Raw genomic sequence first — 23,416 nt, 5'->3', positions numbered from 1 at the left:
ATCTTATCTTGATGTTGCATTTGTTAGTGAGCGTCCTTTTAAATCATATTGAGGCAGTGAAAGGTTTGTAGGAGTATGTCCGCTTGGATATACATATTGTATAACTGAGGACTTTCCATTAGGGCTTAAATTAATAGCATTCCCTTGATTACCTCCAAGTAGTATAATTCTACCATCTTTATTTGTACCAACGACAAAACCCACGTGTGAATAATTCATAACTGCGATTGAGCCATATACAGGTTTGTTATTCCCTAAATTTTGACCATATTTTTTAAAGGAATATGCTGTAGCAAACATAGTTCCATCAACCCCTGAAGTTTCTAAACTGTAATTAACAAAGGCAGCACACCAAGGGGTTTGGTCTTCTTTCAAAACACTTTGAGCCCACTTATCTCCATTTGCGGCAGCTTTAGGCATTTGTGTGTATTCCCAATATTTTGTGATTTCGGGGTTACTACCTGTTTCAGATATTCCCTTAGCCATTTCTTCAAAAGCTTTATCTACCCAAGGAGTCAAATTCGTATACTCCATTTTACCATTGGACTTATAGTTTTCTCGCATTAGACCATTTTCTATATTCCCTCTGACATTAACATTACTCCAAATTTTTTCTCTTTCGTAAGTCTTTCCTAAATATGTTTCGCCTGCTTTGGTCGTGGCTTGTGAAGTTGCGTTTTCATCCCAATAAATAGTCCCATCTTTTCTCTGCACCCAACCATCCGCACTCATTCCTGTTGGGTCTATCAAGTTGATAGGGTTTTGATGCACATACTGATAAGGAGTCATTGTTTTCTCCACCAGCGGATCTACACTCACAAACAGGCTTATTCTTGGGTCGTAATACCTCGCACCATAGTAACTCATACCTGTCGCTTCGTCTAACTCTTTTGCGTTGAATTTATACCCATTATTGAAATTCGTGGTTTGGTTGTGTTCAACCGCCACTTCTCCAAATGGCAAATAATCATAATACGCAACAGGTCGTCCGTTGTCGTCGGTTACATAAGTGCTACTTCCTAAGTGGTCTCCGTGATAATAATATACTCTGTCCAACGATGGTTGTACAGGTTCGAAACCGTGTACAGGCGTTGGTTGTGTCAATACAGGTGGCTCGTATGTGATTGGCTCCGTTGGTGTTGGAACTGGCTCTTGAATTGTTGGCGTAGGTTCACACGGTAAAAATTGTTGTAAATACTCCCAAAACTCACAAGGATCCATTCGTTGTGGTTCTGGTGTTATAAAATATTTCATGATTATACCTTTTATTTGGCTATAACAGCGTTTTACATCTGCATTCAACCAATAGGTACTATTGCTTTTATATACAGACAAATAAAACAATTGATATATCGCATTAATACAATCCAACTCACTGATTTCCTCTGGGGTGTACACAGGGTCTGTAATCACCACATCAATCACATCTGCTGGTGAGCAGTTTAATGCGTTTACGGCATAGAGTTTATCACAAGCATTTTGATAAGATGGGTCTGCATTGATGTTTTGTACCGCTGTCAAACAATCTGCCATCGCAGGGTCGTTGGCAAGGTATTGCATAATCGCATCCAACTGTTGCTGACAGTTTTGTGGGCTTTGAGTAGCCGACATCGCCTGCATACTCATCGCCTGTGGTTGCATCTGATTTTGAGAGACAAATTGTCCTTGTAGAGTCATCAAGCGACTTGCCAATCGCTTGCCGTTGTTGTAATAATGCTTGGTATATTCATTTCGCTCCGGATTTACCGTGACAAAGCCTGATGGATACAGCGTATAGTTTGTCATATCTGATACTTCATACGCTTGCTGTCCTGATACATTTGCCAAACTAAGTCCTTGCTCTGACTTAAACGTTCGCTCGCCTGTGTGGTCATATACATAATGACTGATCTGCTGTCCGCCATTGTCCACCACAGACAACAAACGGTTTTGCTCGTCCCATTCAAAATCTCTATTGCCTACAACAACCAAATCCTTGTCTGATTGTATATGCTCTAAATTACCGTTGGCATCATAACTCAATTTAATACTTTTTCCGTCTTGGTATTGCAACAATGACGGTGCGTGAGGGTGTGTATCATCATCGTAAAAATACTCCGCTTGATAATTATGCACCGAATTTTGTGGTACTTGATTCAGCGTTACATTGTGTGTCTGGTTTTTGTTTACAATACTATGAGTCGCGTTGTAGCTCATTGTCAAATCATAGTTTTGCTCTTCCTTAAATCCTGTAAATGTACCTATGGCTCTCGACAAACGATTGTATTTGTCGTATTGGTATTGCTTATCGCTCACGCCTCCCAAATGCAAATTGTTGTGCTGTGATACCGTATTTCGTTGTCGCACAATGTTTTGGTTGCGGTCATAATCGTACTGCACATTTGAAAAAATGTGGTTACTCGGTCTTCGCAATCGCATCGTACGCAAACGTCGCATGGTATCAAAATCGTTTTGGGTTTTTACTTTGTTACCGTATTCTATCTCTTTGGCTTCGCCGAAAAACGTATAAAGTACGTGCCTCAAATATACATAATTATTTGAATTCTTTATCTTTTTTAATTGTCCTATTGTATTGTATTCGTAAAATAATTTTTCTCCGTCAGGGTAAGTCATCTCCAACACACGCCCCCACGAGTCGGTTTGGGTCCTGGTGTAGAATTGCATCACTCCGTTTTGCGATTGCAACACTCGGTAATCTTGCGTGATTTCTCCCAATTTTCCGTACGAAAACTCTCGAGTACCCGTCAAATCCGTTACTTTTTTCAAACGTCCTACTCGGTTTTGTCCGTTGCCCAAATCACTCGCGGTTCCGTATTCATACGATACTGTATGCGACGGATACTGTACTTGTATCAACTGATTTTTGTTGTACGAATAATTGATCCACTGGTTGTTGTGGTTGAGTTTTTCGTTTGCCATGCGTCGCAACGAACCGTCGAGATTGTATTCAAACTTGGTTGTACCGCTATCAGGATGTATCGTCTGAGTTTTTTGTCCCAATTTATTGTACTGATATTTTGTATGATGTCCTTCGGCATCGGTTACTTGTAGCAATTCGCCCAAGGCATTGTAAGCAAATTGTGTGGCTAAAGCCTCGTTTGTATCACTGTTGTACTGCACCGATTGCACAGTGTGTCCTCGGCGGTCTGTATAAGTCGTGGTTTGGTTGCCTTCTGGCAATATGACTTGGGTCGTTGCCGTTTGGGTAGCGTTGTCCTTGCCATAAATATACGAAGTTACAGCATCCAAGCCTACAACGGTCTGCAAGAGCGGTCGGTCGAGGGCATCGTAAGCAACGGTTGTTTTTTCTTGATTGTTGTGTGTCAAATCGCTGTACAATCGCAGTTGAGTATTAAAATCTCCTTGACAATTTTTCTCCTCTTTACTCAGATACGAAGCGGTTACTCGTCCCAAGGCATCGTACAATTGTTTGCCCGAAACCTCCAACCAATAGCCATTGCCACCTACACATTCCTGCGGTGTGTCTAATTGTTTTTTGGTTTGAATAATGCGACCCAATCCATCCGAAAAACTGACTGTATGCACGATTTGTTGCGGTGCGTTTTGTGCATGTTGATTGTCGGTAATATAATGTTTGGTTACAGCATAAGGTATATTTTGCACCGTGCGACCGTACTCATGTTCAATCGTTTTTTCATTGTGATATGGTCCTTTGAACAAAACCAATCGTTGCATCGCATCGTAATCATAGAAAAATTGGTTGCCGTTGGTATCCGTTACGCTTTCTATTTTTCCAAAATTACTGTACGATTTGCTGCTGATATAGCCGTGAGCATCCGTTACTTGGCTTACAAATTGATAATATTTTGGGTCGTAAATGTATGAATAGAACATGCGACTACTCTCTGGAGAATTGGCAGTTTGTTTCGGTAAAGTTACTTTCGTCAGCAATCCAAATGTGTTGTACTCATAATTTGTAATCGCTTGTTGACCGTCCAATCTATCGCGAGAAATACTCCTAATATTTCCTACAGCATCTATGGTGGTATCGCTTTTTCGCAACACTTGATTGTTATGCAAAATGCGGTGTTGACGTGGAATAGATACTAAATATTTTGACGAATTATTTATCGTGTGATACAAAATACGCACATCCAAATTGTCCTCTACCAATTTCACTTGCAACGGCTGTGCATACCGGTCATATCGCTGAAATTGTGTACTCTGTGTATGGGTAATAAAATCGTTACTCATTCCCTCAAAATGATGCGTCTTTTGTGTAAGGGTTTTCACCAAGGGCAAAATACGACTTTTATCTCCAAAATTTTGGGTCGAAGCCTCTGTAGTATTGAAATTACCCATCGGTTGATTAGCTGTTAAACTCACCAAACGATAATCGGTAATTTGCTCGTTTAGCACTCGACCAGACGCATCTTTCAATGATGATTTCCAAGGCAATTGCCCAATGTATTGGTATTTTCGCACCTTTCCGCTCATACTCGGTTCCGTTGCCTCTGTATCGGTCAGCTGGTTTAGCACAAACTCCTGTGTTTGTGTGCGATACACTTGCTCATTATCGCCCAATTGATGGGTTTTGATTTCACCAAATCCTAAAAATTTGCGTTCTCTACGGTCTTTAAATCCATTCTGATATTCAAAGCGTTGGCGTTGTACATCGGCACCATCGCCCACAAATCCATCGTGAATATCCACAGACGATAACACCCATTTTTTAAACGGCATTTTATAGGTAGAACCTGTCGTTGCGTAATCCATAATAAACGACGAACCCGTAGGATTGCTCACTTTTTTCAACAAATTGGTACGGCGAATATTTGACAATCGCACTTTCAACCGCTCTTCTTTGTCTGAATACAACACATCAACAAAACCATCGCCGTCAAAATCCATCAAACGGATTTTTTCTGAATGAAAACTACTCGAACGGCTATAACCGCCACCGCCACCAAACTTGATAGTAATCCCAAATACAGAAACCGGAAACAATACAGACAAATTGGTCATCCAACCGATTTGAACCGTCGTATTTTTCTCAAAATCCGGCAATTGCATTCCTGAAGTAACAAAACCTGTTCCTGTATTGATAAAGACCTGTTTATTGCTTACAAAATCGACCAAACCGTCACCGTTGATGTCATAAAATTGTGTCTTTTGTTCCGAAATAGTTTCCGAACCCGTTACGCCCAAGTGAAAATCGGCATTGAAACGGTCATTGACATTAGGCGTAAAAGCATAGCCCAAGCCTGTACTTGGCGAAATACCAAAGTTTCTCGATGTTGAAACCAAATGTTTATTTTGTACAGCAAATCCTGTGTAATTTTCCGTATGAAAGCTTTTTCCTAGGTTAAAAAACACCTTTTTATTGTCAAAATCTACTTCATCAGCCAATCCATCACCATTCAAATCGATAAATATCCCTTGATTTTCAGTAGTCGATTCAAAATAACTGCCCGAAAGCGAACCTGCCCCATTGATGTTGTGGTGATTTTTTACTGTATGTGTGTTGCTTTTTTGCCCTTTGATTGAGGTGGAAAACACCTGTGCCGAACCACCCGCAGTCGCTCCCGAACCATTGGTTTGTTGGTTCATTTGCAAACTTTTGGCTTGTAATGTATTGGTCAATCCTCCTCTCGAATTGGTCAACTGAATCGCTCCTCCCAACACATCGGGATAACCATCGCCATTGATGTCGGTAAAATCGTTGAGCATACGACTTTCTCCCGAATTGGTCGCCATTGAAATTGAAGTAAAAACAATACTTGATGAACGCGTACGTGATTTTGAGTGGGTTTCGCTTTGTTTTACAATTCCCACCGCCTCGCATGAAGCACAAGGCGAAACCGTAGTAGATACCGACGGATTGTAAGAAGCATCTTGATCTTCGTAACGCAAAAACGGACTACTTTGGGTGGCTGTAACCTTGAGTTTGTTGTGCATTTGCCACGAAGCATTTGCTCGATGGGGTGTCAATGCTGCAAAGCGTTCCAAGGCTTGCAATCGATTGGTATTGAGCACTGTATTTGTTCCAATAGCAATGGTTCCATTGTCGTTTTCGTCGATAGAATCAGCCTCGCTATCAGGAGTATTCATCAGATTTTCAAGTTGCTGTATCGATGATTGAGAATATCCCTCACTGTCACCCACAAGCGGACTGATCGATAAATGGTTGCGGTTGATGTATTGAAAGGGTTCTCCTGGATTGGCTCCTTTGTAAGCAAATTGACCCCAATTGCGATAGAGCGTTCCTACTTGTAAATTGTTTTCACTACTAAAAATATTGGCTTTGTACAGCCCTTGAAATCCAGCAACATAATTATTTTGAGCCGAACTGCCATTTTCATTAAAAACCAATGAATTGAAATTTTGATAACTCGCCAATTTGTGCGCAACTTTTTTACTCGAAGTATAGTATTCAAAAAAGTGCGTTTTGCGTTGAATCACAGCAGAATGAGGTATCGAAAAACTCAAAATACTCTGTGTCGTAGGAATCGAAACCGTATAATCTTTGGTGGAATGACTATAAGCTTTTCGCTCGGTGACTTGCCCTTGAGCATTGAGTTTGTAACGAATTTTTGCAGGAAAATTTTGACCATTGACAATCAAATTATTCGGAATCTGTCCCCGTTGATTTTTTACAACAAAATAAACGTATTGATTTTCGCAATCTACAGAAGTACAGTTTGATAAACTAAAATTGTGTTTGACCACCACCTTTTTAGGGCTACCCACCAAAACAGACGGAGCGTATTGTGTATGCTGATTGGCAAACACTTGATAATAAGGAATCAAATCCACCTTTTCTCCGCCTATTTTTTGGAAAAAAGGGTTGAATTTAGTATCCAATTTTTTCCAATTGATTTGCGAATTTGCCAATACCTCCACTTTTACAAAACGATAGGTATCTGGATTGTATTTATCGATTTGAGAAAGATTGAGTTGAAAATGAGGAGCTTGAACCAAATGATTTCCATTAATAGGAATGATGGTTTCTTTTTGCTCGACCAATTGTACGCCATTTTGAGCAGTTTTATAAACCGAAAAACGAATACGCACTTCGTCAGAAAGCTCCGCTCCTTGAAAAGTAACATTGTTTATTGGAAACGCATTCCACCCCAATTGATAGACCCCAGGCTCTTTGATTACTTCGATTTTGGGTTGAGAAGTCCCATAAACAAAGGCATCGCTGTAGTTGCTAGAATATTGTTTATAGCTATTGGGCGACTCAAAATTTTCATTGGTATAAACAATTTCAGGATTCCAAGTAATCGACAATTCATCCACCGGAATCTGACTACTGTTTACCCTAAAAAAAATCAAATCTCCTTTCGTTACCGAAATATTTTGAAAATTGGTCGGCATAGATTGAGCAACCATCAACGAGGGAGAAAGGATATATGAATTGGTATAAAATCTACCTATTCCTATCGGACTGAAATGATTTTCAACTAATTCTTCAACGAAATCATCACTTTCAACTGAATTTTCGACTAATTCTTCAACGAAATCATCATTTTCAACTGAATTTTCGACTAATTCTTGAACGAAATCACCACTTTCAACTGAATTTTCGACTAATTCTTGAACGAAATCACCACTTTCAACTGAATTTTCGACTAATTCTTCAACGAAATCATCACTTTCAACTGAATTTTCGACTAATTCTTCAACGAATTCATCATTTTCAACTAAATTTTCGACTAATTCTTCAACGAAATCATCATTTTCAACTGAATTTTCGACTAATTCTTCAACGAATTCATCATTTTCAATCAAAGACTCATCATTTTCCTCTTCATCATTTAGCAAAAAATTTCCATTGGAAAACGTTTGCCAATAACTACGCTGAATCGCCACACGTACTCCTTGATCTACCGAGGTAAAATCCTTTGAAACCGTACCATTAATATTGATTTTTCCCGATTTTGGAGCACGCCAAACCTTGACAATTTCCATCAAATCGTTGGCATTAGAAAACTCAACCGGCTGATTGAGAACCGACTCCTCTACCTCAGAACCTTTGTAAATCACATTGGGTGTTTCGGCACTATTGACCGTAAACGTCGGCTGACCTAAGGTTGAGTCTATTTTTCCGAAAAACACCTTTTTGTCTCGGACATAATCGAGAATACCGTCGGCATTGACATCCGAGAGATAGGTGGTTGTATTGCTCAGCGTATTGTTTTTAGAAAAACCAATCGTTGTATGAAACAAATTGAGATTTATATCGGGCTTATTTACTGTTTTTGATGCGGTTACATTCAACTCGTTGAAATTGTGGATAGAGTACAATTGAGGCGAAAATGCCAGTCCATCGAGATTTTTTCGATACTTCCACTGATTGCCAATTTTTACCACTTTGTCTGGCAATCCATCTGCATCAATATCAACCAGTTGCACTATTGGTTTGTTGGTAACACGCACCGGAAAGGCAAACGCCGTGCTGATTGTCCCTATATAGGTGATGGGATTGTTGGATGCTAATGTTCCCAATCCAACGCCTACGCCACCTTCGATGTGCTTTTGTTCTACCCCCTTGTCCACCGAGGCATGGAGCATCGACAAATCTACCTTGTTGAGAAAATCTAAGTCGTCAATAATTCCCAAACCAATATCGCTCGGAGTATTCAAAATACGCTCTTCGCCAAACAAACCACCAGATACATCATTGTAATAATCAAAGGCGTGATGATACGAATGCGAACTTTCTATTCCTCCTTGAGCATTGTACTTTACATACTGTGTTTCAATAGATTGTAATAAATGTTTTGAAAAAACACCTGTCGAATGATTGAGTAAATAATTGATACCATATTCGGATTTTTTTCTACCAGTATCATAAGATGAAACTTCGATTTTTTCTAATACAGAGGCACTAACTTCCTTAAATCCATTGCGGTAGCTAATCGTAGCATCCGGTCGAGAAGCATCAGAATAAATGAAATTTATCTGATGTCGGTTGAAGTTTCCATAAGGTAAATTGAGATGAAAAGTGTATCCAATAGATCCCAACAAAACTTCTTTTCCTCCTTCTAAATGATCTGATTCATAATGTTTTGTATGATAATTATACGAAATATAATTGCCATTTTTGTCTTCGATTTTGTCCAAAAACCATTGGCTGATGTTTCCAGTTGCCGAATCGTACATTCTTGAATTTAAATGAGTTCCGTAGTAATATTTGGTTCCCAATTTGTCCCAAACCACCCACGAATATGCATTTGGAGCAGTACCCAATCGCTCGATTCGTGAAAAATCTCCTTCTACTTTGGGATAAAAAAACGCAGGCGAAGTTCGGTTAATGTGATGTTCTTCTCTATGCGCTAAATAGAGGTTGCTTCCATTTTTTTGCAACAATTCTTCGCCGTTGAAAAGGTAACTTTCCGTTTCTTTTTGGGCGTGAAATTCGGGTACTCCAAATTTGGAATTGATGGCAATCGACGGAATAGGCAAATCCCAACCATACCCCACTACGCTACTCGAACCGCTGTGGTTGTACGAAAGGCTCAAATTGGGTTGCAAACCGTTGCGACCACTGGGAATGTGTATCGGAAATTCGATGCGACCATCTCCCAGCTGATTGGCAGTGGGTGGAGCAATTTGCATTTGATTTGCCAAGGGTTGAGCCACTTGCATATCGCTAATCGTGGTCGGTGCAAACGCTTCACCCTCTGGATGTTCGGGTGCTTGAATCACCCCTGCAATAAAATCGGTAAAATGATTGGTAAGCCCTGTAATCGTATTATTTTCTGTATCAATACTTTTGGTTTCGATAGCTACCCAACGCTTTTCATCGACATCGAAATAAAAAATTTGCACATCGTGCAAATGATAGCCTTTGGGTAATTTTTGATCATCAATCCCCAAGGAAAGTGATAGACTTTCAGAAAATTTTGCCCCAGCTGGCAATAGGCGATACCCGCTATTGGTAGCAGTAACATTCACGATTTTTTGTCCCAAAGGAGCCACATCACGAGGACGCAAAGGCGTTGCGGTAATTTGCGATGCCTTCGGATAAGATTCTGAGGGGATTTCTAAAAAAAGGGATGGAAGACTTACTTGCCAAGTTGAAGAATTTGCATCAAACTGAACCGCTGTGGACAAAGAAAATTCTTCCATTTTTTGAGCGAAAGTCAGTTCTTTTTGTTCTGAAAAAGTATGTTGAAGACTTTCTGTAGTATTGGATTTATCCAATTCGATAGTGACGCTATTGCAATTGCTTTCCATAGGAAAAACTACCTCGAAAAAATCGCCTTGCAGTTGAGCTTTTACGCCATTTATACGAATGTTTTTCACATTGGGTTGAACAGTACCTTTTAGATACGCCTTTTGATTATGCGTAAATAAAACCTGCTCATCAAACAATTGAAAATCTGTGTTTTTATTAGTGTTTTCAATCTGGATTTGTAGATTTTTCAGTTCGTAAAACAACTGTTGATTGTCACCATTGGTAAACAAAATATGATTTTTACCATTGTGTAAATGAGTAGTTGACAACGGAATTTTTATGCGTTTCCAATCGTTGGATTTTTCCACAAAATACCCACCAACCACTTGTTGTTGGTTTACAGAAAAACTCAAGCCCGAAGCATTGCTCACACCTTTGACATCCGCAGTCAAAAATACTTGTTTGTCAACATCTTTTGTCTCCCAATCAAACACAAACACATTGTCAAACGGCTCATCCACACCAGTCGCAGGGTGATAACCAATGATGAAATGGTTGGAAGTTCCTTGGTTAACTTCGTTCAGTCGGCTTTGTCTCGTGCCAGATTTCAAGTTTGTGTATTCGGTGTTATTACTACACGCGACAGTATTAGTTCCCTCTTTTACTTCGTACAGTTCGGCTTTTACTGGTGTAGAGGTTAGGGGGCTGACTTGAGGAGTTAAGAAACTCGCACTTATATTAATATTTTCTTTAGAATTCCAAAATCTATATGAAATTATATCATGATTTTTCAACGCATATACCGATTCTATACCTATTTGAAAAACAAATAGGTACAAGAAAAACCAACTAATAGTCTTTTGGTGTCGTCTCATAAGGTAATGTATTTTTATTGGGTTAAAAATTATATTTATTTATTAATACAAATAAGTTTTTTGCAAAAATTACTAATAAAAACTATATTGATGATGTATATTATTGGGGTTTTAAGGTTCGTCTTTACATTCTTTTCTATCTGAATAGTATATTTTAATATGGTCAAAACCAATATTAAAAAGACTTTCCCATAAATCAGAGATGCTTCGCTTATAGAGAAAACATAGATTATTATACATAAAAAATTATGTTTCCTATGAGCCTATGTGTTAAAAAAATCAATCTAAAACCACAATTTTCCTCAACTCAACTCTATCTTCAAAATAGGCAATGAGCATATAGCTACCTACGGTATCCAACTGAAATACAAATGTTGGCTGTGTGGCTGTGTTTATTTCTGAAAACTGTTTTATAAATCGTCCGTCAGTTTGATAAATCGCCAATCGTACTTTTTTATTTTCTGGAAAATCGAATCGGCAATAGATATCACTCGATGTTTTTGACGGATTGGGATGTACTGTCCAACTGGAGTGATTTTCAAATTTATGAACCAATGATTGTTCCGTTTTTTCAACAATTGCTTCCTCCAGATCTTTTTTTACCTCCTCTATTCTTTTGGCATTTTTTCTTATCAATTGTATGTTTTGTTTTCCTATATGTACATCTATTTCTTGAAAAACCACTTTGTTGTCTGTAAGCTTTTCCTTGATATTCTTTTTTATCAACAAGCAAATAATAATCCACCTGTGTAGATGCTTCTTTTTGAGAAATATGCCATTGCCAATCTATTTTAGTTGATAGTGTCGATTGAAGCGTCCATTGTTTTTCGCATACATCCTCTCTAAATTGATAGTCTTTTTCATTTGTTCCCAATAAAATACAACTTCCGTCGCTTAATTTTTTGCGTTCTATCGATTCTGAAAATGAAAGTGAAATATCCTGTGTTCTAGAATGAGTACTACTCAATTGTTTCAACACATATTTATCAAAGACTGCCAATCCAAAAATGTTTTTATCATTAGAATCTTTTTCCCACAAATTTATTCCATTATAATAATACTGATTGGTTTCCAGCAAATTAATTCCATATTTTATGGATAAATAGGTACGAATTTCATTTACATTCTTAGGAGTAACAGATGAATCGATAATCAATTCATATAATTGAAAATTGTCATTAGGAACAATCCATAATTGATTTTTTCCAAAGTCTGTGAGAAAAAAATCCAACAATTCTCCTGTGGGTTGAAATTGTTTTATAGAATAATTACGTTCATAATCCAATTGAAAACTGGACGATTGTAAAAAGAAATTCTTTTTATTCCCCAAAACAAATAAAACAGGCAATTCTTCGTTGCTTTTTACCACTACAAACAATTGATTGGTGTGTCTAAGTTTATCATAAGTAGTCCAAATTTTATCTTTTGACAATTGTAAAGGTGCATGACCATTTAACAAATGATTTGCATCTGTAGAAGAAGTGAAATTTTGCAACCAATATTTAGGTTGAAAAAAAGCATTAGTTGTCTCTTGACTGAAACCACAAATCGTCATAACAAAAAACAACAAAAACGAAAAAATGAAATTGTGTTTTTTCATTGTTTAAAATGTTAAATATTTGTACAAAAATATAAAAAATAATATAAAAAATAATATAAAAAAGTAGTGCTTTGAAATTTTTTATAAAACATTTTTTTCTGATCTCATCAATTCTAAAATCAAAAAAGATTCCCATAACAAACAGTATTGAGACTTTTACAGGATAAGAAAACAAGAAGTGATTTTTTTAATCAATTGATTATCAATTTATTATTTTGTGCGTTTGTTTTATGAAACGCACCAAAACTCTATCCGCTATGTCCTTTGCTACTTATGATGTAGAAAGACGCACCCGAAAGGCTCTTTTTACGCACAAGTCGATACCATTATTGATTGGCGACCTATTTCCGCTATCATCGACAAAAACTATCAAAAAAGGGCTTTCCACCTCGGGTTAAAAACCTTACGATGGACTCCTGCTTTTCAAAATGCTACTCATCGGGATGTGGAACAATCTCTCGGATATCAAGCTAGAAGAGTATGTAAATGACAGCCTATCGGCGATGAAATTCTGCGATATGCAATTGGAAGATTCTGTACCAAGCTACAGTGTTTTAAGTCTATTTCGCACCGAGCTTACCGAAAAGAAAGCCTTTGATTTCTTTGCTTTCTGAAACCAACCATCAGTTGGAAAAACACAGAATCATCATTCATCAAGGCGTAAAGATAGATGCTAGTATTAAGCAGAGCTTGTTTCATTCGAAAAAGCCAAAAACTTTTGAAATTGCCCAAGACCGAAAAGAAGACGAATTGCCCGAGGTGGAAATTGAAAAACAAGAGCATTTTTTCAGGGAAGTGGCTGAAGATGGGGTAGATAAGGAAGCGAGATGGCTTAAAAAAGGCACAAAAACTTATTTCGGATACAAGAAGTAAATTGCGGTGGATAGTAATGGTTTGGTATTGGCGGTTCATACCACAGCGGCTAACGAGCACGATAGCAAAGGCTTGATTCCTTTATTGGAAAAAATTGACAATGAACGAATTAAAAAAGGTGTTTTTACCGATAAAGGCTATGCTTCCAAGGTGAATAGGGAATATCTTAAGAGAAGAAAATCCAAGGACAGGATACAGCATAAAGCACAGAGAAATAAGCCGCTAAGTAAATGGGAGAGAGTGTTTAACAAGTTGATTTCTAAAACGTGTTGGGTAGTGGAGCGTACTTTTGGGAGTCAAAAGCGATGGTTTGGTGTGGGGCAGACTCGTTTAAAAGGTTTGGACAAGGTACACACACAACCTATTTTGGAAGCCATTGCCTACAATCTGAAGCGAAGTCCGAAGATGGAGATACTTCCTGCCTTTTAATGAAAAAAAGCTCAAAAAAGGGAGCTTTTGATTAAAATCTTCCCGAAAAAGAGATAAAAAATGATGAAAAAGAATACAATTTCGAATTTTCAAAACCCCATTTTCTAAAAAAATCATCCGAATATAGGAAAAATAGAGAATGGACGGTTCTTGCAAAGGTCTCAACTATATGGTTTTATGGTTAAACTTTACCGAAAGTAAACATTATTTTTGAAAGAGCAAAATTTTTAGGGCATATTTTTATATGGTGAAAACGCTTTATTCTTTTATTCGTTTTTTTATTATATATCAGCTAGTTACCTATTAGAATAGTTGCCCATCACTAACTTTGGAACACTACCCGCTAATTGCGGGCTTTTATTTTATCAAAATTTTTATTGTGTCTTACGTTTCCAATGCTGTCTCCCTCTTTCAAAATAACAGGATTTGAAAAAAGCTTCCCATTTTTTATCCATTTCTTTTCCTAGAGAATCAATATCCTTTATTTTCCCTACAAGGAACCAATAATCATCAGAGTAAGAAGCATTAAAAACATAAATACTGTCATTTCTTCTTTTTGTAATTGTATCGTTCCAAACGTTATCAGATGGAAGTAAATATCTTAATTGTACTCCGTTCCTTTGAATGTACTTAATATCTCGCCAACCATCCTGAAACTTAAATCTCGTTTTCAATAAACCATTTTCAGGAATATCATAAACTCTGTTTCCTTTTTTATCATATTTTTCAGGCTCTCCGTCTTTCTCATTATATAAGACAATAACCGCCCCTTCAAAATTATCAGGTAAAATAAAAATTTCACTTTCTGCCTTATAGCACCATTGCTCTAAAAGATACATTACACTCCAAATTAGCAATAAACCTAATAGAATATAACCAAACACTCTAAATGTCTTTTTCATATTTTTTATGGATTAGGATTTTTATTTAAATATTGCTTGTTATAATCTTGAACACTAATCCAGTCATCACCTTTTTGAACACTGATAAAATTGCCTGTTTTAGGATCTGTCTTAACATTCATATTAACATTCATAATATGCTCTGTTGCTGGTTCAAACAATATAGTAGGCATATCATCTTGCCCAGCCGCTCTTACATCAGTTCCTATGAACAATTTTTGTCCACTTGGATCTGTAATAAAAGCTTCTGTATTTGGAAAATTATCTCCTGCTACTTGTGCATTGATATTTAAAATATCTCCATTCTGTGACAGTGAAATTATTGCATCTACATCAATATAAGAAATCGGACCACTTGCCAAAGGATTCTTTCCTTCATATCCCGTTTCAAATGATACAGAATTATTACCAGACCTTACACGACCTATATATCCATTAGGAACATCCGTTGCTACACCTTGCGTTGGATGATGAGAGGGATCTGAATAAGTTCCTCCTCTACCTCTGCCAGAATAACTTACTGTTCCCTTTTGAGGGTCTGCTACAACTCTATGATGAATACGGGAAGATGCAGTACTATTTAAACTAAAACCTCTGTTATCACCAGAGTAGCCCAAACCATTCCAAGTTGGTGGTAATCCTCTTTTTCCTCCGCCAAAAGAAGCTGCTGGATGAAATGAACGTATGACTATTGGATATGGAAATCTCCCATCAGGATCCACAAAATTCACAGGGTTGTTGCTTACAAAATGATATGGTGTCTTGTTTGGTTGAACTTCCGCCAATGGGTCTACACTGATAAAAACACTCAACCTCGGGTCGTAGTATCTTGCTCCGTAGTAGTACATGCCGGTGGCTTGGTCTAGCTCTTTGCCGTTGAATTTATACCCATTGTTGAAATTCGTTGTTTGGTTATGCTCCACAGCTACCTCTCCAAACGGTAAGTAGTCATAATATGCTACTGGTCGTCCTATGTCGTCGGTTACATAAGTGCTGCTACCCAAATGATCGCTGTGATAATAATACACTCTATCGAGTGGGGGCTGTACAGGTTCGAGACTTACAAACCTATCTTTCACAAACTATTTATTTTATCTAAACAACGAGATAAATGTAATGATCTTTAGCAAGATAAAAAATGTTTTTTTAATGAAAGGTAAACGTCTAACATCCTACCGATATTCAAAGAAATTCACTCTGTCAAGCTGTAAGCTGGCGTTTTTGGTTATTCAGATTGGAAGCCTCTTTGTATATGACTCCATTCTTTGGAATCTGAATAATAATTCATTGACTCTCCAACACCTGGTTTTGTAAAATATAGAATATAATTTACGCTATCCCAGCGAGTGTAATAAAATGGACTTTCCATTTTTTCTTCAATGCCGATATCATTCAAACTGTTTGGTAAATATCCCTCTTTTAATTTATAAGATTCTATTTTTTCAACAATTATGTTTCCTTGATTTATTAATCCTCTTTCTTCCGTATTAAAGTAAAAGAAGTAAACCAAAAAAGATGCTATAATTAATAACACGAAAATAAATACTGTTTCACGTCTCATATTTTTGAATTAAAATTCACCCGGTTTTCTTCTTCCAGGATTTTCATTTTCAGGTTTTTTTCTTGGTTGCCCAACAGTACCATCATCTCCATCAACATACACAGGAGTTGTCGTTACGTTTTGTCTGGTGGGTTTCTTTTGGTTATCAGAACTAGGTAAATTATCATAATTCGGTGCATTTGATGGATTTGTTGCCCCTAATTCATTTACTAAATAACTTTCAAGTTGTTCTGCAAAAGTCAAATCACTATTTGGGTCAAAGAAATTAACTGCGAAGTCTGCACCAAATTTATCACTCGGTAGATCTTCATAGCTATAAGCTGAATGAGGAGCAAAAAATACATCTGAAGCTTCCTGTCTATAACCATCTTGAACCGCTTCTCCTATAGGATTCTTAGAACCATCTTGTTTATAATTATATGCTGCTCCAGCATAAAATAAAAAATGTGTCATATCAACCCACCCTCCTTTAGTAGTATAAATATATCGCCCTTTTTTCATATTAAAGTACCCTGTTTGAGTTGGCAAAGGTCTCCCTTTTTTCAAATCAAATTTAGTATTACTCAAACTACTTAGATATGAACTAGCTTGAGCTCCTTTAAAAGTTCCTACTTTTCTAGAACTATTATTTAATAGGGAAACAAAATTACTTACTGTACCAACGTATGGTTTAATCGGTTCACGCCCATCAGGATCAATAAAGTTTATTGGATTATTAGCAGTATAAACATAACCTCCAATGTTTCTGTATTTCTCCGCCAGCGGATCCACACTCACAAACACGCTTATTCTTGGGTCGTAGTACCTCGCTCCATAGTAACTCATACCTGTTGCTTCGTCTAACTCCTTAGCGTTGAATTTATAGCCGTTGTTGAAGTTAGTGGTTTGGTTATGCTCCACAGCTACCTCTCCAAACGGTAAGTAGTCATAATATGCTACTGGTCGTCCTATGTCGTCGGTTACATAAGTACTTGAATTTAAATGGTCGCCGTGGTAATAAAATACTCTGTCTATACTTTGCTCCACAGGTTCGAAACCGTGTACCAGAGCAGGCTTCGTTGCTTGTGGAGGGGGTATAATTTATAGGGTCGATGGGTGTGGGTTGTGGTATGGTTGTAGGAGTTTCAAAAGGTAAAAACAATTTAAACTCTTCTATCCTATATATCATTTCTAAAATAAAAACTTTTTTCCATTGATTCTAACCTATTAAAATCCAACAATAGAATTTTTTCAAAAATGTCATCTATAAAAAGATTGTTCAAATTACCGTCAATTTCCAAAACTTTGTTATAACTATTATCTAAACATTTTGCATATACAATCATTTTATTTTCTCTTTCAACCAACTGAAACCAATATTTTTGTCTTTCATGCGTTATTAATTTTATATCTATACCAACAGAATAATCTTTGGTAAATTCGTAAAAAAGTTCTGCATTTATATTAAAAGTATTACCTATACCTTTTTCTAAGCAAATACCTCTCCTATCGACTCTTATTTCAAAAAAACATTTTCGATTTTTATCATAGATTAACAAATATCCTCCTGAACAATATTCTTTTAACTCATTATCCTCGTCAAAATCAATTACAACTGGCAAAAAAACATCCAAAATTTCATATCCCTTTATTTTTACAAACGAATAGTTATTAATTTTTACAATTTCACTTTCTGTAAACCCCTCTCCATCTATTAAATTTTGTTCAAATTCTCTAAAGCTAATTCTATCTTGTGCAATTAATGTGGAATAATGTAAAAAGAAAATAAAAATCCAATACTTTATATATTTATTTAAAAATACTAATTCCATTTTTATTATTTATCTTTATGTTAAAACCTTCGTCTATTAATCTTCCTGATCTATAACGACGCATTCCAATCTCAAAATCTTCTCTCCTAATTGCATAATTAGAAAAGTTAGCAAAAGATGTTTTTTTACTTTTTTGATTATGCTCAATATAGTACCCGTCGCCTGATGCAAATACATTCATTTGTGGATTCATTTGTGAAATAAATTCTCCAAATCTATGCTCATTTCCAGAAAAACAACTTCCAAAAATTAAATTAGAGTTAGTATTCATCATTTTTGAAATATCATCTAATGCTGAAATTGCATTAACCGCACCTTTATGAAAATCATTAAGTTCATCAAACTTGCCTTCACTATATAACTGTAAGGTTCTACCTGAAATAAAAATATCTCCTAACTTCACCCCTGAAGCAAAATCAGCAAATGTTCCATCTTCATAGCTATATGTTATAGAATTACCGTGAGCATTTATAAATAAATTATCTATCTTATTTCCATTCAAATATTTTTTTAACTTATCACTAGCTTCTTGAATAGTTGAAACATCAATTACATGCCATCCATTTTTTGCTAAATCATTATTGTCAAAATTACCTAAGGGTTTATTTTTTGAACCTCTATCATTTCTCAAAAAGTTTATTACAATATTTTTGGCAGGATTACCATTACCATCTTCCGCACTCATTCCTGTTGGGTCTATCAAGTTGATAGGGTTTTGATGTACATAATGATAAGGTGTCCAGCCTACAAACTCCTCCGCCAGCGGATCTACACTCACAAACACACTTATTCTTGGATCGTAGTACCTCGCTCCATAGTAACTCATACCTGTTGCTTCATCTAACTCCTTAGCGTTGAATTTGTACCCATTGTTGAAATTCGTGGTTTGGTTGTGTTCTACCATTGTTTCACCAAAGGGCAAATAATCGTAATACGCAACTGGTCGCCCTATGTCGTCTGTTACATACGAGCTGCTTCCTAAGTGGTCTCCGTGATAATAATATACTCTGTCCAACGATGGTTGTACAGGTTCGAAACCGTGTACAGGCGTTGGTTGTGTCATTACAGGTGGCTCGTATGTGATTGGCTCCGTTGGTGTTGGAACTGGCTCTTGAATTGTTGGCGTAGGTTCACACGGTAAAAATTGTTGTAAATACTCCCAAAACTCACAAGGATCCATTCGTTGTGGTTCTGGTGTTATAAAATATTTCATGATTATACCTTTTATTTGGCTATAACAGCGTTTTACATCTGCATTCAACCAATAGGTACTACTGCTTTTATATACAGACAAATAAAACAATTGATATATCGCATTAATACAATCCAACTCACTGATTTCCTCTGGGGTGTACACAGGGTCTGTAATCACCACATCAATCACATCTGCTGGTGAGCAGTTTAATGAATTTACCTCATACAACTTTGCACAAGCATCGGGATACGATGTGTCTGCATTGATGTTTTGTACCGCTGTCAAACAATCTGCCATCGCAGGGTCGTTGGCAAGGTATTGCATAATCGCATCCAACTGTTGCTGACAGTTTTGTGGGCTTTGAGTAGCCGACATCGCCTGCATACTCACCGCCTGTGGTTGCAACTGATTTTGAGAGACAAATTGTCCTTGTAGAGTCATCAAGCGACTTGCCAATCGCTTGCCGTTGTTGTAATAATGTTTGGTATATTCATTTCGCTCCGGATTTACCGTGACAAAGCCTGATGGATACAGCGTATAGTTTGTCATATCTGATACTTCATACGCTTGCTGTCCTGATACATTTGCCAAACTAAGTCCTTGCTCTGACTTAAACGTTCGCTCGCCTGTGTGGTCATATACATAATGACTGATCTGCTGTCCGCCATTGTCCACCACAGACAACAAACGGTTTTGCTCGTCCCATTCAAAATCTCTATTGCCTACAACAACCAAATCCTTGTCTGATTGTATATGCTCTAAATTACCGTTGGCATCATAACTCAATTTAATACTTTTTCCGTCTTGGTATTGCAACAATGACGGTGCGTGAGGGTGTGTATCATCATCGTAAAAATACTCCGCTTGATAATTATGCACCGAATTTTGTGGTACTTGATTCAGCATTACATTGTGTGTCTGGTTTTTGTTTACAATACCATGAGTCGCGTTGTAGCTCATTGTCAAATCATAGTTTTGCTCTTCCTTAAATCCTGTAAATGTACCTATGGCTCTCGACAAACGATTGTATTTGTCGTATTGGTATTGCTTATCGCTCACGCCTCCCAAATGCAAATTGTTGTGCTGTGATACCGTATTTCGTTGTCGCACAATGTTTTGGTTGCGGTCATAATCGTACTGCACATTTGAAAAAATGTGGTTACTCGGTCTTCGCAATCGCATCGTACGCAAACGTCGCATGGTATCAAAATCGTTTTGGGTTTTTACTTTGTTACCGTATTCTATCTCTTTGGCTTCGCCGAAAAACGTATAAAGTACGTGCCTCAAATATACATAATTATTTGAATTCTTTATCTTTTTTAATTGTCCTATTGTATTGTATTCGTAAAATAATTTTTCTCCGTCAGGGTAAGTCATCTCCAACACACGCCCCCACGAGTCGGTTTGGGTCCTGGTGTAGAATTGCATCACTCCGTTTTGCGATTGCAACACTCGGTAATCTTGCGTGATTTCTCCCAATTTTCCGTACGAAAACTCTCGAGTACCCGTCAAATCCGTTACTTTTTTCAAACGTCCTACTCGGTTTTGTCCGTTGCCCAAATCACTCGCGGTTCCGTATTCATACGATACTGTATGCGACGGATACTGTACTTGTATCAACTGATTTTTGTTGTACGAATAATTGATCCACTGGTTGTTGTGGTTGAGTTTTTCGTTTGCCATGCGTCGCAACGAACCGTCGAGATTGTATTCAAACTTGGTTGTACCGCTATCAGGATGTATCGTCTGAGTTTTTTGTCCCAATTTATTGTACTGATATTTTGTATGATGTCCTTCGGCATCGGTTACTTGTAGCAATTCGCCCAAGGCATTGTAAGCAAATTGTGTGGCTAAAGCCTCGTTTGTATCACTGTTGTACTGCACCGATTGCACAGTGTGTCCTCGGCGGTCTGTATAAGTCGTGGTTTGGTTGCCTTCTGGCAATATGACTTGGGTCGTTGCCGTTTGGGTAGCGTTGTCCTTGCCATAAATATACGAAGTTACAGCATCCAAGCCTACAACGGTCTGCAAGAGCGGTCGGTCGAGGGCATCGTAAGCAACGGTTGTTTTTTCTTGATTGTTGTGTGTCAAATCGCTGTACAATCGCAGTTGAGTATTAAAATCTCCTTGACAATTTTTCTCCTCTTTACTCAGATACGAAGCGGTTACTCGTCCCAAGGCATCGTACAATTGTTTGCCCGAAACCTCCAACCAATAGCCATTGCCACCTACACATTCCTGCGGTGTGTCTAATTGTTTTTTGGTTTGAATAATGCGACCCAATCCATCCGAAAAACTGACTGTATGCACGATTTGTTGCGGTGCATTTTGTGCATGTTGATTGTCGGTAATATAATGTTTGGTTACAGCATAAGGTATATTTTGCACCGTGCGACCGTACTCATGTTCAATCGTTTTTTCATTGTGATATGGTCCTTTGAACAAAACCAATCGTTGCATCGCATCGTAATCATAGAAAAATTGGTTGCCGTTGGTATCCGTTACGCTTTCTATTTTTCCAAAATTACTGTACGATTTGCTGCTGATATAGCCGTGAGCATCCGTTACTTGGCTTACAAATTGATAATATTTTGGGTCGTAAATGTATGAATAGAACATGCGACTACTCTCTGGAGAATTGGCAGTTTGTTTCGGTAAAGTTACTTTCGTCAGCAATCCAAATGTGTTGTACTCATAATTTGTAATCGCTTGTTGACCGTCCAATCTATCGCGAGAAATACTCCTAATATTTCCTACAGCATCTATGGTGGTATCGCTTTTTCGCAACACTTGATTGTTATGCAAAATGCGGTGTTGACGTGGAATAGATACTAAATATTTTGACGAATTATTTATCGTGTGATACAAAATACGCACATCCAAATTGTCCTCTACCAATTTCACTTGCAACGGCTGTGCATACCGGTCATATCGCTGAAATTGTGTACTCTGTGTATGGGTAATAAAATCGTTACTCATTCCCTCAAAATGATGCGTCTTTTGTGTAAGGGTTTTCACCAAGGGCAAAATACGACTTTTATCTCCAAAATTTTGGGTCGAAGCCTCTGTAGTATTGAAATTACCCATCGGTTGATTAGCTGTTAAACTCACCAAACGATAATCGGTAATTTGCTCGTTTATCACTCGACCAGACGCATCTTTCAATGATGATTTCCAAGGCAATTGCCCAATGTATTGGTATTTTCGCACCTTTCCGCTCATACTCGGTTCCGTTGCCTCTGTATCGGTCAGCTGGTTTAGCACAAACTCCTGTGTTTGTGTGCGATACACTTGCTCATTATCGCCCAATTGATGGGTTTTGATTTCACCAAATCCTAAAAATTTGCGCTCTCTACGGTCTTTAAATCCATTCTGATATTCAAAGCGTTGGCGTTGTACATCGGCACCATCGCCCACAAATCCATCGTGAATATCCACAGACGATAACACCCATTTTTTAAACGGCATTTTATAGGTAGAACCTGTCGTTGCGTAATCCATAATAAACGACGAACCCGTAGGATTGCTCACTTTTTTCAACAAATTGGTACGGCGAATATTTGACAATCGCACTTTCAACCGCTCTTCTTTGTCTGAATACAACACATCAACAAAACCATCGCCGTCAAAATCCATCAAACGGATTTTTTCTGAATGAAAACTACTCGAACGGCTATAACCGCCACCGCCACCAAACTTGATAGTAATCCCAAATACAGAAACCGGAAACAATACAGACAAATTGGTCATCCAACCGATTTGAACCGTCGTATTTTTCTCAAAATCCGGCAATTGCATTCCTGAAGTAACAAAACCTGTTCCTGTATTGATAAAGACCTGTTTATTGCTTACAAAATCGACCAAACCGTCACCGTTGATGTCATAAAATTGTGTCTTTTGTTCCGAAATAGTTTCCGAACCCGTTACGCCCAAGTGAAAATCGGCATTGAAACGGTCATTGACATTAGGCGTAAAAGCATAGCCCAAGCCTGCACTTGGCGAAAGGGATTAATTTTTAAATTT

Annotated in this window: 12 protein-coding genes; 3 read left to right on the top strand and 9 right to left on the bottom strand. The window is 37.6% G+C overall.

What is annotated here, in order from left to right:
- Positions 1-3 precede the first annotated feature (3 nt).
- From AB4865_RS06745 to AB4865_RS06735, 3 genes are all read right to left on the bottom strand, one after another.
- The gene (locus AB4865_RS06745) at positions 4-11,022 is read right to left on the bottom strand and encodes a TIGR02594 family protein (RefSeq protein WP_372472515.1); all 11,019 of its coding nucleotides are present in this window, start codon (positions 11,020-11,022) and stop codon (positions 4-6) included.
- Positions 11,023-11,301: 279 nt separating this feature from the next.
- Positions 11,302-11,577: a T9SS type A sorting domain-containing protein gene (locus tag AB4865_RS06740; protein WP_372472496.1), complete on the bottom strand. Its 276-nt coding sequence runs from the start codon at positions 11,575-11,577 to the stop codon at positions 11,302-11,304.
- A gap of 16 nt (positions 11,578-11,593) precedes the next feature.
- Positions 11,594-12,622 carry a hypothetical protein gene (locus tag AB4865_RS06735; protein WP_372472495.1) on the bottom strand — a complete coding sequence of 343 codons (1,029 nt, stop codon included), beginning with the start codon at positions 12,620-12,622 and terminating at the stop codon, positions 11,594-11,596.
- Between the two features lie 428 nt (positions 12,623-13,050).
- Between AB4865_RS06735 and AB4865_RS06730 the strand changes: the two genes are divergently transcribed.
- The 3 genes from AB4865_RS06730 to AB4865_RS06720 are packed head-to-tail and all read left to right on the top strand — an operon-like array spanning position 13,051 to position 13,924.
- The gene (locus tag AB4865_RS06730) at positions 13,051-13,236 is read left to right on the top strand and encodes a transposase (RefSeq protein ID WP_372472514.1); all 186 of its coding nucleotides are present in this window, start codon (positions 13,051-13,053) and stop codon (positions 13,234-13,236) included.
- On the top strand, positions 13,217-13,495 hold the full coding sequence (locus AB4865_RS06725) for a hypothetical protein (RefSeq protein WP_372472513.1): 279 nt from the start codon (positions 13,217-13,219) through the stop codon (positions 13,493-13,495). The genes AB4865_RS06730 and AB4865_RS06725 overlap by 20 nt, the downstream gene beginning before the upstream one ends.
- Positions 13,496-13,501: 6 nt before the next feature.
- Positions 13,502-13,924, top strand: coding sequence for a transposase (locus AB4865_RS06720; RefSeq protein WP_372472512.1), 423 nt, complete (start codon positions 13,502-13,504; stop codon positions 13,922-13,924).
- 374 nt (positions 13,925-14,298) lie between these two features.
- On the opposite strand, the gene AB4865_RS06715 is transcribed toward AB4865_RS06720, so the two are convergent.
- The 6 genes from AB4865_RS06715 to AB4865_RS06690 form a co-directional block, all read right to left on the bottom strand.
- Positions 14,299-14,826 carry a hypothetical protein gene (locus AB4865_RS06715; protein ID WP_372472511.1) on the bottom strand — a complete coding sequence of 176 codons (528 nt, stop codon included), beginning with the start codon at positions 14,824-14,826 and terminating at the stop codon, positions 14,299-14,301.
- A 5-nt stretch (positions 14,827-14,831) separates the two neighbouring features.
- On the bottom strand, positions 14,832-15,905 hold the full coding sequence (locus AB4865_RS06710) for an RHS repeat-associated core domain-containing protein (RefSeq protein ID WP_372472510.1): 1,074 nt from the start codon (positions 15,903-15,905) through the stop codon (positions 14,832-14,834).
- A 146-nt stretch (positions 15,906-16,051) separates the two neighbouring features.
- Positions 16,052-16,387 (bottom strand): hypothetical protein, encoded by a 336-nt coding sequence (locus AB4865_RS06705; RefSeq protein WP_372472509.1) that lies wholly within the window; start codon positions 16,385-16,387, stop codon positions 16,052-16,054.
- A 9-nt stretch (positions 16,388-16,396) separates the two neighbouring features.
- Positions 16,397-17,413: an RHS repeat-associated core domain-containing protein gene (locus AB4865_RS06700; RefSeq protein ID WP_372472508.1), complete on the bottom strand. Its 1,017-nt coding sequence runs from the start codon at positions 17,411-17,413 to the stop codon at positions 16,397-16,399.
- 131 nt (positions 17,414-17,544) lie between these two features.
- On the bottom strand, positions 17,545-18,198 hold the full coding sequence (locus AB4865_RS06695) for a hypothetical protein (RefSeq protein ID WP_372472507.1): 654 nt from the start codon (positions 18,196-18,198) through the stop codon (positions 17,545-17,547).
- On the bottom strand, positions 18,176-23,380 hold the full coding sequence (locus AB4865_RS06690; protein WP_372472506.1) for an RHS repeat-associated core domain-containing protein: 5,205 nt from the start codon (positions 23,378-23,380) through the stop codon (positions 18,176-18,178). The genes AB4865_RS06695 and AB4865_RS06690 overlap by 23 nt, the downstream gene beginning before the upstream one ends.
- Positions 23,381-23,416 lie beyond the last annotated feature (36 nt).

Source organism: Capnocytophaga sp. ARDL2, assembly GCF_041530365.1.
In the GTDB taxonomy this organism is placed as follows: Bacteria; Bacteroidota; Bacteroidia; order Flavobacteriales; family Flavobacteriaceae; genus Flavobacterium.
This window is presented reverse-complemented; position numbering and strand designations above follow the sequence as displayed.